This window comes from Acidovorax sp. LjRoot118 (assembly GCF_964253575.1).
Taxonomy (GTDB): domain Bacteria; phylum Pseudomonadota; class Gammaproteobacteria; order Burkholderiales; family Burkholderiaceae_C; genus Acidovorax.
Map to the genome: position 1 here is coordinate 3,120,075 of NZ_CAXURB020000001.1, position 12,343 is coordinate 3,132,417.

Sequence of the window (12,343 nt, forward strand, 5' to 3'; positions counted from 1 at the left end):
CCATGCAGCGATCCCGGCACGACCCTTGCGCGATTTCTCGCCCTAACCGAAGACCAGGTTCCCCGCGTCCAGCGACGGCGGGCGCGAAAGGTCCTCGTTGATGCCCATGGTCTGGCTGGCGCGCTCCACGGCCTGCCACAGGGGCGCGGGCATCTGCAGTATCTCTTCCGGCGAGGCAGAGCGCGCAATCCAGGCGCTGATTTCAAAGTGCTGCTCATGGGTGAGCAGCTCGAGGTGCAGCATCTCGTCGATGGTTTTCATCTTTTGTTCGGTCGGGTCGGTGGCTTTTCATACCGGGCACTCGTACGCGAGCGGCCGGAAACATGTTCTTGGGAACATGCTGCCACAAACACCGATGTCAAGGTGCGCAGGGGTAATGGGCCTGGCTTGCGCTGACTTGATCTTGCCCCCGAAGCAGACGATGGCAGCTTGCGCCCCGGGCACCGTATCACCCATTTGCGTACTGCCCGAGCGCGGGGAATCTCGCCAAAATGGCGCGCACATCCACTCAGGCCATTGCGCCAGCGCGTCCCGTCCATGCTGCTGATGATCCCCGCCATCCTGCTGATCGCCCTGCTCGCAGCCATTGCCTTGGGTGGGCCGCGCGGCATGGCGCCGTTGGCCAGCGTCAACAGCCCGCCCTGCGTGCCCCATCGCCTGAACTTCACCATCCTGCCAAAAAAATGAAATTGTCCGAACCGCGAATTGCCAGCCTGGGGTTTGCCTTCAGCGCCATCCTTCCCCTTGGCGTCTGGTTCGCCCTTTTGTCACCGGATGCCTCCTCAGGCATGTCCTTCCTGCAAAGCGCAGGCGCGTTCCTGACCCGCGTAGTCACCGATGCAGAGGTGTCGCCGACGCTCAGGGTGCACTACATCCTGCTGGCGATGCTGCCTGCCCTGCTCCTGCTGCAGTCCGTCCTGACATGGCGCCAGGCGACCTTGGCGGGTCCATGCCGGTTTTGGTGCATCTATCTGGGATGGGTCGCCACGGTCATGGCGATTGCGATTCTTCACTGGCCTTCTGCCATCGCCTCGGCACTCGCCACGTACCACGCGGGCAAGCGCTCTGTGGCCTGACCAGGCTTTGGAAGCGGCCCGACACGATTTTTCACGAGCAACGCACACCCTCCATCGCCATGCCATTCGACTTTCTGGCCGGCAACGGCCCCCAGATCCGCAACCCGGCCCACCATGTCGGCAGCATCGACCACCACGAGCTGCCAGCGATCCTGCGCCTGCTCGCGCACGCCGATTCGTTCTTCCTGCACCGGATCTTCGGCCTCTACGAGGACCAGACGTTTTCGACGCAGGAGGTCGAGCAGGCGCTCTCGCACCTGGTGCCGTTGCTGGCCCACCCCCTGGAGAGCGATGACCGCACGCTGCTGCACAAGCTCATCGCAGTGCTGGCGTATGCCCAGGTCACGCAGCAATCGCTGCATGGCGTGGCGGACTGATACGGATTTGCCTTCAACTGTCTAACGTCGTTGGTCCGCCCTGCCGTGCCACAGCACTGTCTGCGGCCTCCCGCCTAGTTATACGGTTGAAGGCAAATCCGTATGGGCGCCTGTTCAAGGAAGGTGTGAAGGAGGCAGCGCCCTGCCCTGCTGAGCTCAAGCGCGGGGTGCTGCCTGCGCCTGCAATGACACGGCCTGTGCACAACCTGGACGTGACGGGAATCACCGTTAATTACCCAGGGCCGCGCCACAATGGCTCACCTTTGATTTTCTGATGCATCCCTGCCGGGGTGCCCATTGCGCCATTTTCAATTTCTGATCGCACCCGGCGAGGATATCCCTCGCACTGAATTTTTCGCAGGCTGCTTTTTCTTCCATTTTCATGGAGGTGGGGGTTTTTATTGCCATTCACATGGTATGGACCTTCAGATCCGCATTGCGCGATTTTATCGAAGCAGAAAAATACAAATCCACAAGAGCAGGGAGATATTCAATGCAGCTTAGCCCTTTGGCAGTGGCGTCAACGCCAACAGCAGCCTCTGGCGCCCTGTCGGTGCGCCCGGTGCGCCGTGCCATGCCCGCCACAACCAACCGAGGCCCGTTGACGCGCCCGGTCTGCATCGGATTATTCGTCCTCGCATTCGCCCTTGCACTGGTAATGGCGCGGTTGATTCCCGCCTTCCAGTCGCCGGACGAGATAATGCACCTGCACCGGGCCGACATGATCGCCAACGGCCAATTGCTCCTGGAGAAACCCGCGCCCGATGCCCGGGGCCATACCGGGGGTTATACCGACCTGCACCTGATCCGCTTTGCCACCTGGATGGCGACGATCACCGGTAACCGCAAGACCGATGTTTCTCCCGCCTGGCTGATGGACGAGGCCTCGCGCCACGGCTGGGCGCACGACCGGCATTTCGTCGATGCCGTCGGCACGGCCTATTACCTGCCGCTGATTTACCTGCCGCATGCCGCCGGCCTGGCCATCTCGCGCCAGATGGACTGGTCGATGCGGGCCAGCTACGAGTTCACGCGGGGGGTGGTGACGCTCTCGGTGCTGGCGCTGCTGGCCTGGGCCTGGCAGCTGCTGCCGCCCAACCTGCTGGTGCGGGCCCTGGTGCTGATGCCCATGTCGGCCTTCCAGATCCTGTCGCCCACCATCGACGGCCTGTGCATTGCCATGACGCTGGTGCTCGGGGGCCTGGCCATCGCGCAGTACCAGGCCCAGAGCCAAGGCAGCACCACCACGCCGACCTGCCGATGGCGGTTTGCCGCCATCGTGGGCTTCACCTTCGTGCTGGTCACCTCACGCACCAACCTGCTGCCCTTGCTGGCCCTGCCGCTGTTGCTGCTGTGCCAGCGCTTTTCGGGCACCCGGCTGGCGGCCTTCATGCTGCTGTGCGCCGCCAGCCTGGGCTGGACGCTGTTCGTGCTGCTGACCACCATGGATGCGCGCATCGAGCGCACGCACACCACGCTGCAGATCGTGCAGATCTACCTGGAGGATCCGCTGTACTTCATGGGGCTGGTCGGCAGCACGCTGGCCGACAAGGACAAGGGGTACATGCTCATCTACTCTTTCGTCGGGGTGCTGGGCTGGCTCGACACCTTGATCCCCAAGCCGGCGATGCGGGGGATCTGGGCCGTGCTGGCGGCCCTGGCGCTGCTGGCCACTGTCTACGCGGGGCGCGAAGAGCGGCAGTACACGCCGCTGCGGGCGGTTCTGACGGCCTGCGCCGTCAGCAGCACGCTGCTGGCCTTCTTTGCGATTGCGGTCACCTGGAACGACTACCCCGTGCCCGTCATCTCGGGCGTGCAGGGGCGCTATTTCATCATGCCGGCCCTGTTGTTGGCGCTGGCGCTCGGGCCGTTGGAAAAGGAGCGCACGCCCCTGCAGCAGGCCACCGAGTTCGGGGTGACCGGCGCAATGGCCGGGTACTTTCTGCTGGTGCTGGCGGTCACGCTGCATGGCCGCTACCAACTGGCGGCGTTCTGAACCGGCTTTGCCGTGGCCTGGACGCGCACAAATAACTCGGTCGCCGCCTGCAGCCGTCCTCCGCTACCGGAGAGGTCGCAGACTTCTCCTTTTGAAAAACTTGCACACTTCGCTGAACCACAGCACCGTGCTGCCCATCGCGCCGCAGACCAGCCACTGGTCAGGCGACAACGGCGCGGTGCCAAAGGCCAGGTTCAAGACCTGCAGGTGCACCACGCCCACCTGCAGCAGAGCGGACAGCGCAACCGCGCCCCACAGCCAGGGGTTGGTGGCCAGGTTGGCGAACGCGCTGGTGGTCTCGGAGCGGGAGTTGAAGCAGTTGAACAGGTGGGCGAAGACCAGCACGGTGAAGCCTGCGGTGCGGGCGTTGGCCAGGTCGCGGTCGCCCTCGATCAGGCCGCCGGGCAGGTACATGTCCATGGTGAGCAGGGTGGCCACGGCCACCACGATGCCGATCTGAACCACGCCCCACCACATGGCGGCCTCGATCACCCGCTCGCCCGGGTGGCGGGGCTTGCGCGCCATGGCGTCGTCGCTGGTGGGGTCCATGCCCGTCGCCAGTGCGGGCCAGGAGTCGGTGATCAGGTTCAGCCACAGAATCTGCGTGGCCAGCAGCGGCAGCACCAGCGCGCCGCCGGGCGCGGTCAGGCCGATGACACCAGCCCCCACCACGCCCAGGAACACGGTCAGCACCTCGCCCATGTTGGACGACAGCAGGTAGCGCAGAAACTTGCGGATGTTGTCGAAGATGCCGCGCCCCTCGCGCACCGCTTCGATGATGGTGGCGAAGTTGTCGTCGGCCAGCACCATGCGGGCCGCGCCCTTGGCCACCTCGGTGCCGGTCACGCCCATGGCCACGCCGATGTCGGCGGCCTTGAGCGCGGGGGCATCGTTCACGCCGTCCCCGGTCATCGCGACGATGTGGCCGTCGGCCTGCAGGGCGGCCACGATGCGCAGCTTGTGCGCGGGCGCCACGCGGGCGAAGACCGAGGTGCGGCGCACCGCCTGGGCGAAGGCCGCTCCATCCAGCACATCGAGCTCGGCCCCGGTGAGCGCCGTGGCGCCGGGCGGCACCAGCCCCAGGTCGGCCGCGATGCGTGCCGCTGTGCGCGGGTGGTCGCCGGTGATCATGATGACCCGTATGCCGGCCCGCCGTGCCTCGCGGATCGCCACCGCCGCCTCTTCGCGCGGGGGGTCGATGATGCCCGCCGTGCCTACGAAGATGAGGCCGCGCTCCAGCGCATCCACCTCTTGCAGATCCTCGTGCGCGGCCAGGGGGCGGTAAGCCACGGCCAGCGTGCGCAGGGCGTCGCCCGAGAGTGCGTCCACATCGGCCAGGATCTTCGCACGCAAGGTGGCGTCGAGCGCGACCACGCCCATCCCCACCCGGGCATGGGTGCACAGGCCCAGCAGCACATCGGGCGCGCCCTTGCAGATTAGCACCCGCTCGCCGCCGTGCTCCAGGTCCCGCTCGATGGTGGACATGCGCTTGCGCTCGGAGGTGAAGGGGTGCTCCGCAATGCGCTCGAACCGCTGCTTGCGCCGCGCGGTGACGCCCAGTTTGTGCTCGGCCACCAGGAAAGCGGCCTCGGTGGGGTCGCCGTGGACTTGCCACGCGCCGTTGTCGGCCTGCTGCAGCGATGCGTTGCCCGCCAGGCTGCCGCCGCTGAGCAGCACCACCTGTTCGGCGTGCAGCGGGCCCGGCTGCAAGGGCGTGCCGGCCCACTGCACCTGGCCTTCGGGCGCGTAGCCCACGCCCGTGACGTCCGTGGTGCCCGAGGCGGTCACGACGCGCACCACCGTCATCTCCGAGCGCGTGAGCGTGCCGGTCTTGTCGGTGCAGATGACCGAGGTGGCGCCCAGCGTCTCCACCGACGACAGGTTCTTGATGATGGCGTGGTGCCTGGCCATGCGCTGCACCCCCAAGGCCAGCACCACTGACAGGATGGCCGGCAGCCCTTCGGGCACGGCCGCCACGGCCAGGGCCACGCCCAGCAGCAGCACGCCGACAACCTCGGCCATGCTGTCGGGCCGGGAGATGAGCAAGATGGTGCACACCACCACGGCGGCGATGGCCAGCACGGCCACGCCCAGCATGCGCCCGATGTGGACGATTTCCTTTTCCAGCGGCGTGGGCTGCTCCACCGTGGCGGCCAGCATGCCGGCAATCGCGCCCATCTGCGTGGCCATGCCGGTGGCGACGACCAGTGCGGTGCCGCTGCCCTGGGCGACGAAGGTGCCCTTGAACACCATGTTCAGCTGGTCGCCCAGTGCGGCGGGGCCTGGCAGGGGCGCGGGGTCCTTGAGCACGGCCTCGCTCTCGCCGGTGAGCGAGCTCTCCTGCATGCGCAGGGCGGCTGCGCGCACCAGGCGGGCATCGGCTGGCGTGGCATCGCCCTCGGCCAGAACCAGCAGGTCGCCCTTGACCAACTGCGCGCTCGGCACCCGCTGCACCCGGCCGCCGCGCACCACCGACGCGGTGGGCGCGCTCATGCGCGCCAGCGCGGCCACGGCGTCGTGCGCCTTAGCTTCCTGCACATGGCCCAGCACCCCGTTGAGCAGGACGATGGCCGCGACGACGATGGCGTCCACAGGCCAGCCGTGCAGGCCCTCGAACACCCATGCCAGCAGCGACACCACTATCGCGCCCAGCAACAGGTAGATGAGGGGGTCCTGAAACTGCGACAACAGGCGGCGCCAAGCGGCCGTGCGGGGGGTGGCCTGGAGTTCGTTGGGACCGTCCTGGGCCAGTCTGCGCGCGGCTTCGTGTGCCGGCAGGCCGCTGACCAGGTCGGTACCCAGCAGGCGCGCCAGGTCCTCGGCACCTTGCGTTGATGGGTCTTTCGGTCCTTGCGGCTGTGCCATGCGGGCTACGCCTCGATGATCACTTTGAGCGCCTTGGTCTCTGCGGCCCGGCCGAAGGTGTCGTAGGCCTGCAGGATGTCCGCGAGCTGGAAGCGGTGGGTGATGAGCTGTTTGGCGTCGATGCGCCGGGACTGCACGGTCTTGAGTAGCATGGGCATTGACACGGTATCGACCAGGCGCGTGGTGATGGTGATGTTGTGCGACCACAGCCGCTCCAGGTGCAGGTCGGCCTTGACGCCGTGCACGCCCACGTTGGCGATGGTGCCGCCCGCTGCCACGATGTCCTCGCACATCGTGAAGGTGGCCGGGATGCCGACCGCCTCGATGGCCGTGTCCACACCACGCCCGCCGGTGAGCGCCATCACCTGCTGGGCGGCGGTGCCATCGGCGCTGTTGACCGTGGCCGTGGCGCCAAAGCGCTTGCCCACGGCCAGGCGGTTGTCGTCCAGGTCGACCATGATGATTTCTGACGGCGAGTACAGCTGCGCCGTGAGCAGCGCTGCCAGACCGATGGGGCCGGCGCCGACGATGGCCACCGTGGAGCCGGGCTGCACCTTGCCGTTGAGCACGCCGCACTCGAAGCCGGTGGGCAGGATGTCGCTGAGCATGACCAGCGCCTCTTCGTCCGCGCCGTCGGGGATGGGATACAGGCTGGTGTCGGCATGCGGTATGCGCACGAACTCGGCCTGGGTGCCGTCGATGCGGTTGCCCAGCACCCAGCCACCGGTGCTGCAGTGCGAGTACATGCCCTTGCGGCAGTTCTCGCAGCGCCCGCAGGCGCTGATGCAGGAGATGAGCACCCTGTCGCCGGGCTTGAAGGTGGTGACGCCGGGGCCCACCGAGTCGATCACGCCCACGCCTTCGTGGCCCAGGGTGGTGCCGGGCTGGCAGGTGGGCACGTCGCCCTTGAGGATGTGCAGGTCGGTGCCGCAGATTGTGGTGCGGGTGATGCGCACGACGGCGTCGGTGGCGTCCTGGATGGTGGGCTTGGCGCGTTCGTCCAGACTTTTCTGGCCGGGGCCGTGGTACACGAGGGCGAGCATGGTGAGGGGTCCTTTGGGTGGTCGGGTGCCAATCCACTGTGTGCGCCATCCCGGTAGCTGTCAGTGCGCTGGCGCACGAATCTCGCTGGGAGTTGCTTTATTCGGCCGGCGCTTGATCCTGGTCAAGCCTGCCGCACATGGCCATTGCGCAGGCCATTGCAACCAAAGCCCGCTAGGATGGGCTCTTTGCAGACACCGCCTGGGCAAGCGCCCTCCTCCCACCCTCCACCTGCTGCCCCCATGCGCCCCACCCCTGCCGACACGCCACCGCCCCTGGACACGCTGATGGTGGCCACCTGCAATGTGCTCAACCTGGCCAACCCCGGGCGCATGTTCTACCCCAACCAGGACGCCTATACCGAGGCCGAGTACGAACGCAAGGTGGAGTGGCTGGGCAACCGGTTTCGCACGCTCAACGCCGACGTGCTGGCCGTGCAGGAGGTGTGGGACGAGGCGGCGCTGAAGGCGGCCATCGCGCACAGCGGGCTGCGCTATGACTTCGTGGCGGTGCCCGGTGCCGAGAACGACGCCACGCGCCATGGAGCCCAGGGCACGCCGCGCGTGGGCATTGCCACGCGGCTCAAGGTGGAGGCGGTGCAATCGTTCGCGAACTTTCCGCCGGCCTTTCAGGTCGATGTGCCGGGCCTGGGCCCGCACACGCGCTTTGAGCGCCCGCCCCTGGTGGCCACGCTGCGCATGAAGCATGGGCAGCGGGTGAACGTGCTCACGGCGCACCTCAAGTCCAAGCGCCCCAAGTTTCTGCAAGATGCGCAAGGCCACGCGCTGGAGGACAAGGACGACCGCAAGGTGGGCGCCCTGGCCTCGCTGCGCTCGCTGGTGATGCGCGGCGCCGAGGCCATGGCCCTGCGCTGCCTGGTGATCGACCTGCTGCAGCGCACCAGCGTGCCGCTGGTGGTGATGGGCGATTTCAACGACACGCCCGACAGCGTGACCACGCAGCTGATCTGCGCCACCACCGAAATCGCCTACGACCGCTCGGCCCGCGACGTGGCGCTGTTCAACGCCTACGATCTGCAGGGCGAGATGGCGCTGAAGAAGGACGTGGCCTTTTCCCACATCCACCAGGGCTCACCCTCGGTGCTGGACCAGATCCTGGTGAGCGAGGAGTTCCTTGCGCGCGGGCGCAACAGCCTGGGCGACGTGCGCCGGGTGGACTATTTCAACGACCACCTGCACGAGGGCCGCGACCGCACCCGCTCGGACCATGGGTTCGTGCGTGCGCTGCTGCGGCTGCAGATGGAACCGCAGCGTGCGCAGCCTGCCCCCGCAGCCCCGCCGATGGCCTGAAAGCACACCCGCCGCCAGCGGCGCGGCATCACCCATTTGCCTGCGCACGCCGGTGCATACCGGTGCTACATTCCTCCGAGAAAAAATCGAGGACAAGACAGATGCGTTGGAAAACCATCGCCATCGCGTGCCTGGGCCTTGCGGCCCTGTCCGCAGGCGCACAGGTACACCGCTGCAAACAGCCGGACGGAAAGATGGTCTACAGCGACCAGCCATGCACCCGCAGCCAGACGGGCGGGGTGATACTGCCCGACCCCAGCGTGCGCGAAGTGGCCTGGGAGCAGGCGCGCAACAGGGCGCAAGGGGCAGGTAGCGCCAACTCCGTGCCGTGCCGCAAGGCCAGGGAAGAAATGGCCCTGCTCGTGGGCCTGCGCACCGTGTCGCCGGAGGAAAAGCGCATACGGGTGCAGGGGCAGGAGACGCGGGTGGCCGCCGCCTGCGGTGCCGAGCCACCGGGCGCCAACCCGCCGCCAGTGGCCGGCAAGGCACCTGCCGCTTCCGGGCCCGTGGCCTTCGTCTACTGCGAGGCCGGCCTCTGCCACGACAACAAGGGGGGTATCCATATGAAAAGCGGCCCGGATTTCGTGGATGCAGCCACCGGCAAGACCTGCTCGCGCGTAGGAGCCCAGACGATCTGCCCTTGAACGGTCAGGCACGCTGCCAAATCCCTCATCCACCCTGGGAATTGCGCCCTGGCGCGCCGCGCTGCGGCACACCTTGCAACACGGCGTGCCGGCTGACACATGTGGTAACGAGGCGCCCAGTAAGATGCCGGGCCAGGCCCCGGATTGAGCAAGGGGCGACGAGACCTCTATATGACCATGCCCAGAGCCCACATCTCCCCACCACCCCAGCAGCACACTGACGCCCAGACCAGCCGGGGGCCTGGCCGCACGGCGGCAGCCGCCCTGGTGGCCCTGCTGCTGGCGGCCTGCAGCAGCACGCCGCTGCCGCCCTGGAATGCGCCGGGTGCCACAGCGCCGCGCCCCAATGCCCCCGCCCCGGTGCCCCGCGCGCAGCCAGGCAGGGTGGTGCCCGCCCCCCTGGGCGCCCAGCAGCAGGCGCCCGCGCCGCAGCCCGGCGCCACAGGCGTCATCACCGCACCGCTGCCGCCCACCGCACCGGTGGTGGGCCGCAACGAGCCCCTGGCCACCCCGCCCTATGGGCCCGCCGTGATGGCACGCTTCCCGGACCCCACGGTGCGCTACAGCACGCCGGGCCTGGCGCCCGGCCGCCGCGCCTACACCACCAATGCCGAGGTGGAGCAGTGGCTGCAGTCGGTGGCCTCGGGCACGGCAGGCGGCCCCTCGCGCGCCAGCGTGCTGCGCCTGGGCACCTCGCAGCGCGGCGAGCCTCTGGTGGGCCTGCTGCTCACCCGCGCCCCCGGTGACGACCCGGCCAGCCTGGATGCCGGCAAGCGCCCGACCGTGGTGCTGATCGGCCAGCAGCACGGCAACGAGCCCGCCGGCGCCGAGGCCCTGCTGGTCATTGCCAGCGAGCTGGGCCAGGGCCTGCTGGAGCCGCTGCTCGAACGCATGAACGTGATCGTGGTGCCGCGCGCCAACCCCGACGGCGCGCAGGCCGACACCCGCGCCACGGCCAACGGCATCGACATGAACCGCGATCACCTGCTGCTCATGACGCCCGAGGCCCAGGCCATCGCGCGCCTGGTGCGCGACTACCGCCCCATCCTGGTGGTGGACGCGCACGAGTACACCGTGGCCGGCCGCTACCTGCAGAAGTTCAACGCCGTGCAGCGCTACGACGCCCTGCTGCAGTACACCACCACGGCCAACTACCCCGAGTTTCTGACCAAGGCCTCGCAGGAGTGGTACCACCAGCCCATGCAGGCCGCGCTCAAGGCGCAGAACCTCTCCAGCGAGTGGTACTACACCAATGCCACGGGCGCGGACGACCGCACCCTGTCGATGGGCGGCACGCAGCCCGATACGGGCCGCAACGTGCATGGCCTGAAGAACACGGTGAGTTTGCTCATCGAGACGCGCGGTGTGGGCATCGGCCCGCTGCACATGCAGCGCCGCGTGCACACCCAGGTCACGGCCATCGCCAGCGCGCTGCGCTCCACCGCCGAGCGCGCCGCCAACCTGGAGCAGGTGCGCGGCTTCGTGGTGCGCGACATCTCGGCCAAGGCCTGCCGCGACAACGTGGTGGTCGAGGCCGGCCCCACGCCCACGCAGCGCGAAGTGGTCTTCATCGACCCCGAGACCGGCATGGACCGCCCGGTGCGCGTGGACTGGAATTCGTCGCTGAACCTGCGCACCCTCAAATCCCGCGCCCGCCCCTGCGGCTACTGGGTATCGAACCAGGCCGCCCCGGTGGTGGAGCGCCTGAAGCTGCTGGGCCTGCAGGTGCTGCGCATCGCCGAAAACGGATCGCTGCTGGGCGAAACCTACCGCGAGACCGCGCGCGAAACCTCGGAGCGCCGTGACGTGCTGGGCACCATCAGCGACAGCGCCGACATCATCCGCGTGCAGGTCGCCCCCGTGCGCGCTGCCATCGACGTGCCCGCCGGCAGCTACTACGTGCCCCTGAACCAGCCCCTGGCCCACCTGGCCGTGGCCGCGCTGGAGCCGGATACGCAGAACAGCTACTTCGCCAACCGCCTGGTGGAAGACCTGTCGCAGACGGCGCGCGTGATGTCCACGCCGTCGCTGGTGTTTGAAGAGACGGATTGAGTGGTCTGGCCATAAAAGGCAACCTGCCCTGCTCCCAAGCCAACTGCCTGAACCCACGCATGAAATACTCACCAGGCAGAGACGCCAGCGGCAAACCCCTGATCACCGGCCGGGAAGCAGCCATTGGCCTGTGGCTGATGGCTGCGGCCACAGGTCTGCTGCTGTGGACGAATCCCATCGTGCCGCCTTATACCGGCAGGGCCGCGTGGCTGTTCTCAGCATTTGCGCAGATGTTCGGGCTTTCGGGCCCGGCCATCGCCATGTGGTCGTTCGTGGCCTTGCTGCTCGCCCTGGGCGTGATGGGATGGGTCGGCGCTGGCAAGCAGCCGCGCTGACCCAGGGAAGCGCCCTGACTTCCTTCAGGGATTGGTAACTCCACCCCTGCTTCGCCCTGGCGGCGCCAGACGCCACCACCGGCCGCGACCTGCGGCCCCACACCAGCCTGATCGGGATCGCCATGGTTTTGCGGATGCCGAAATTTCCCAGGGCGGCCAGGCTTTGGCCGGTGCTGGCCCTGGCGTTGTACGGCGTGGTGCAGCCCGCGCTCACCCCGCTGCGCCAGGAACCTGCGCGGTACGCGGCCATGAAGAAGCCGGACTATCCCCCTGAGGCACTGCTCGCGGGCATAGAGGGCAAGACCGTTCTCAAGGTGCTCATCAGCGCATCAGGCGCAGCCAGCAGGGTGGAGGTGCACCAGAGTTCGGGGCATCCGTCGCTGGATGCCGCAGCCCTGCAATCGGTTCAGCAGTTCCAGTTCATTCCGGCCAAGACGGACGGGGTCGCACATGCCTCCTGGGCCCGGATTCCCATCGGCTTCAGCATCGAGAGCCGCATGGCTCTGTTGTGCCCATCGACATGGCTGCCGTGGTGCCGGGCAGAGGGAGCCGCGCCCACCCGGTAGCCGTGGGGCTGGCAGGCGCAGGATCGATGTGCTCAGGAGCGTGCGCGGCAGAAGGAGCATCGGCTGCAACGCCCCGATAAA

General features: G+C 67.8%; 12 protein-coding genes. 9 read left to right on the forward strand and 3 right to left on the reverse strand.

Annotated features, from left to right (window positions below; translation table 11 throughout):
- Window positions 1-42: 42 nt before the first annotated feature.
- Window positions 43-261 carry a hypothetical protein gene (locus ACSQ9E_RS14775; RefSeq protein ID WP_057203306.1) on the reverse strand — a complete coding sequence of 73 codons (219 nt, stop codon included), beginning with the start codon at window positions 259-261 and terminating at the stop codon, window positions 43-45.
- Between the two features lie 276 nt (window positions 262-537).
- On the opposite strand from ACSQ9E_RS14775, the gene ACSQ9E_RS14780 reads away from it, so the two are divergent.
- The 4 genes from ACSQ9E_RS14780 (at window position 538) to ACSQ9E_RS14795 (ending at window position 3,449) form a co-directional block, all read left to right on the forward strand.
- A complete protein-coding gene (locus ACSQ9E_RS14780; protein ID WP_436218272.1) occupies window positions 538-687 on the forward strand; it encodes a hypothetical protein in 150 nt (49 codons plus the stop codon).
- Window positions 684-1,076 (forward strand): hypothetical protein, encoded by a 393-nt coding sequence (locus ACSQ9E_RS14785; RefSeq protein ID WP_436218273.1) that lies wholly within the window; start codon window positions 684-686, stop codon window positions 1,074-1,076. Before ACSQ9E_RS14780 ends, ACSQ9E_RS14785 begins: the two co-directional genes overlap by 4 nt.
- Before the next feature lie 59 nt (window positions 1,077-1,135).
- Complete coding sequence (locus ACSQ9E_RS14790) at window positions 1,136-1,453, forward strand: hypothetical protein (protein ID WP_436218274.1); 318 nt, start codon at window positions 1,136-1,138, stop codon at window positions 1,451-1,453.
- A gap of 658 nt (window positions 1,454-2,111) precedes the next feature.
- Complete coding sequence (locus ACSQ9E_RS14795) at window positions 2,112-3,449, forward strand: DUF2142 domain-containing protein (protein WP_436218275.1); 1,338 nt, start codon at window positions 2,112-2,114, stop codon at window positions 3,447-3,449.
- Between the two features lie 63 nt (window positions 3,450-3,512).
- Here the strand turns inward: ACSQ9E_RS14795 and ACSQ9E_RS14800 are convergent, their stop codons facing one another.
- Window positions 3,513-6,314, reverse strand: a complete 2,802-nt coding sequence (locus ACSQ9E_RS14800; RefSeq protein WP_436218276.1) for a cation-translocating P-type ATPase — start codon at window positions 6,312-6,314, stop codon at window positions 3,513-3,515.
- Between the two features lie 5 nt (window positions 6,315-6,319).
- On the reverse strand, window positions 6,320-7,357 hold the full coding sequence (locus tag ACSQ9E_RS14805) for a zinc-dependent alcohol dehydrogenase family protein (RefSeq protein ID WP_436218277.1): 1,038 nt from the start codon (window positions 7,355-7,357) through the stop codon (window positions 6,320-6,322).
- 240 nt (window positions 7,358-7,597) lie between these two features.
- Between ACSQ9E_RS14805 and ACSQ9E_RS14810 the strand changes: the two genes are divergently transcribed.
- The 5 genes from ACSQ9E_RS14810 to ACSQ9E_RS14830 all read left to right on the forward strand — a co-directional run bounded on the left by ACSQ9E_RS14810 (window position 7,598) and on the right by ACSQ9E_RS14830 (window position 12,262).
- Entirely contained in the window at window positions 7,598-8,665 is a 1,068-nt protein-coding gene (locus ACSQ9E_RS14810; RefSeq protein WP_436218278.1) for an endonuclease/exonuclease/phosphatase family protein, read from the forward strand.
- Between the two features lie 101 nt (window positions 8,666-8,766).
- On the forward strand, window positions 8,767-9,309 hold the full coding sequence (locus tag ACSQ9E_RS14815; protein WP_436218279.1) for a DUF4124 domain-containing protein: 543 nt from the start codon (window positions 8,767-8,769) through the stop codon (window positions 9,307-9,309).
- 171 nt (window positions 9,310-9,480) lie between these two features.
- Window positions 9,481-11,361 carry a M14 family zinc carboxypeptidase gene (locus ACSQ9E_RS14820; protein WP_436218280.1) on the forward strand — a complete coding sequence of 627 codons (1,881 nt, stop codon included), beginning with the start codon at window positions 9,481-9,483 and terminating at the stop codon, window positions 11,359-11,361.
- Between the two features lie 59 nt (window positions 11,362-11,420).
- The gene (locus tag ACSQ9E_RS14825; RefSeq protein WP_057268716.1) at window positions 11,421-11,696 is read left to right on the forward strand and encodes a hypothetical protein; all 276 of its coding nucleotides are present in this window, start codon (window positions 11,421-11,423) and stop codon (window positions 11,694-11,696) included.
- 134 nt (window positions 11,697-11,830) lie between these two features.
- Window positions 11,831-12,262, forward strand: a complete 432-nt coding sequence (locus tag ACSQ9E_RS14830) for an energy transducer TonB (protein ID WP_436218281.1) — start codon at window positions 11,831-11,833, stop codon at window positions 12,260-12,262.
- The last annotated feature ends 81 nt before the right edge of the window (window positions 12,263-12,343 follow it).

Excerpts from the sequence above, each read along its gene's own strand:
- ACSQ9E_RS14785 (WP_436218273.1), top strand. The coding sequence starts at position 684 with ATGAAATTGTCCGAACCGCGAATTGCCAGCCTGGGGTTTGCCTTCAGC.
- ACSQ9E_RS14830 (WP_436218281.1), top strand. The coding sequence starts at position 11,831 with ATGCCGAAATTTCCCAGGGCGGCCAGGCTTTGGCCGGTGCTGGCCCTG.
- ACSQ9E_RS14825 (WP_057268716.1), top strand. The coding sequence starts at position 11,421 with ATGAAATACTCACCAGGCAGAGACGCCAGCGGCAAACCCCTGATCACC.
- ACSQ9E_RS14780 (WP_436218272.1), top strand. The coding sequence starts at position 538 with ATGCTGCTGATGATCCCCGCCATCCTGCTGATCGCCCTGCTCGCAGCC.
- ACSQ9E_RS14810 (WP_436218278.1), top strand. The coding sequence starts at position 7,598 with ATGCGCCCCACCCCTGCCGACACGCCACCGCCCCTGGACACGCTGATG.
- ACSQ9E_RS14795 (WP_436218275.1), top strand. The coding sequence starts at position 2,112 with ATGGCGCGGTTGATTCCCGCCTTCCAGTCGCCGGACGAGATAATGCAC.
- ACSQ9E_RS14815 (WP_436218279.1), top strand. The coding sequence starts at position 8,767 with ATGCGTTGGAAAACCATCGCCATCGCGTGCCTGGGCCTTGCGGCCCTG.
- ACSQ9E_RS14820 (WP_436218280.1), top strand. The coding sequence starts at position 9,481 with ATGACCATGCCCAGAGCCCACATCTCCCCACCACCCCAGCAGCACACT.
- ACSQ9E_RS14800 (WP_436218276.1), bottom strand. The coding sequence starts at position 6,314 with ATGGCACAGCCGCAAGGACCGAAAGACCCATCAACGCAAGGTGCCGAG.
- ACSQ9E_RS14805 (WP_436218277.1), bottom strand. The coding sequence starts at position 7,357 with ATGCTCGCCCTCGTGTACCACGGCCCCGGCCAGAAAAGTCTGGACGAA.
- ACSQ9E_RS14775 (WP_057203306.1), bottom strand. The coding sequence starts at position 261 with ATGAAAACCATCGACGAGATGCTGCACCTCGAGCTGCTCACCCATGAG.
- ACSQ9E_RS14790 (WP_436218274.1), top strand. The coding sequence starts at position 1,136 with ATGCCATTCGACTTTCTGGCCGGCAACGGCCCCCAGATCCGCAACCCG.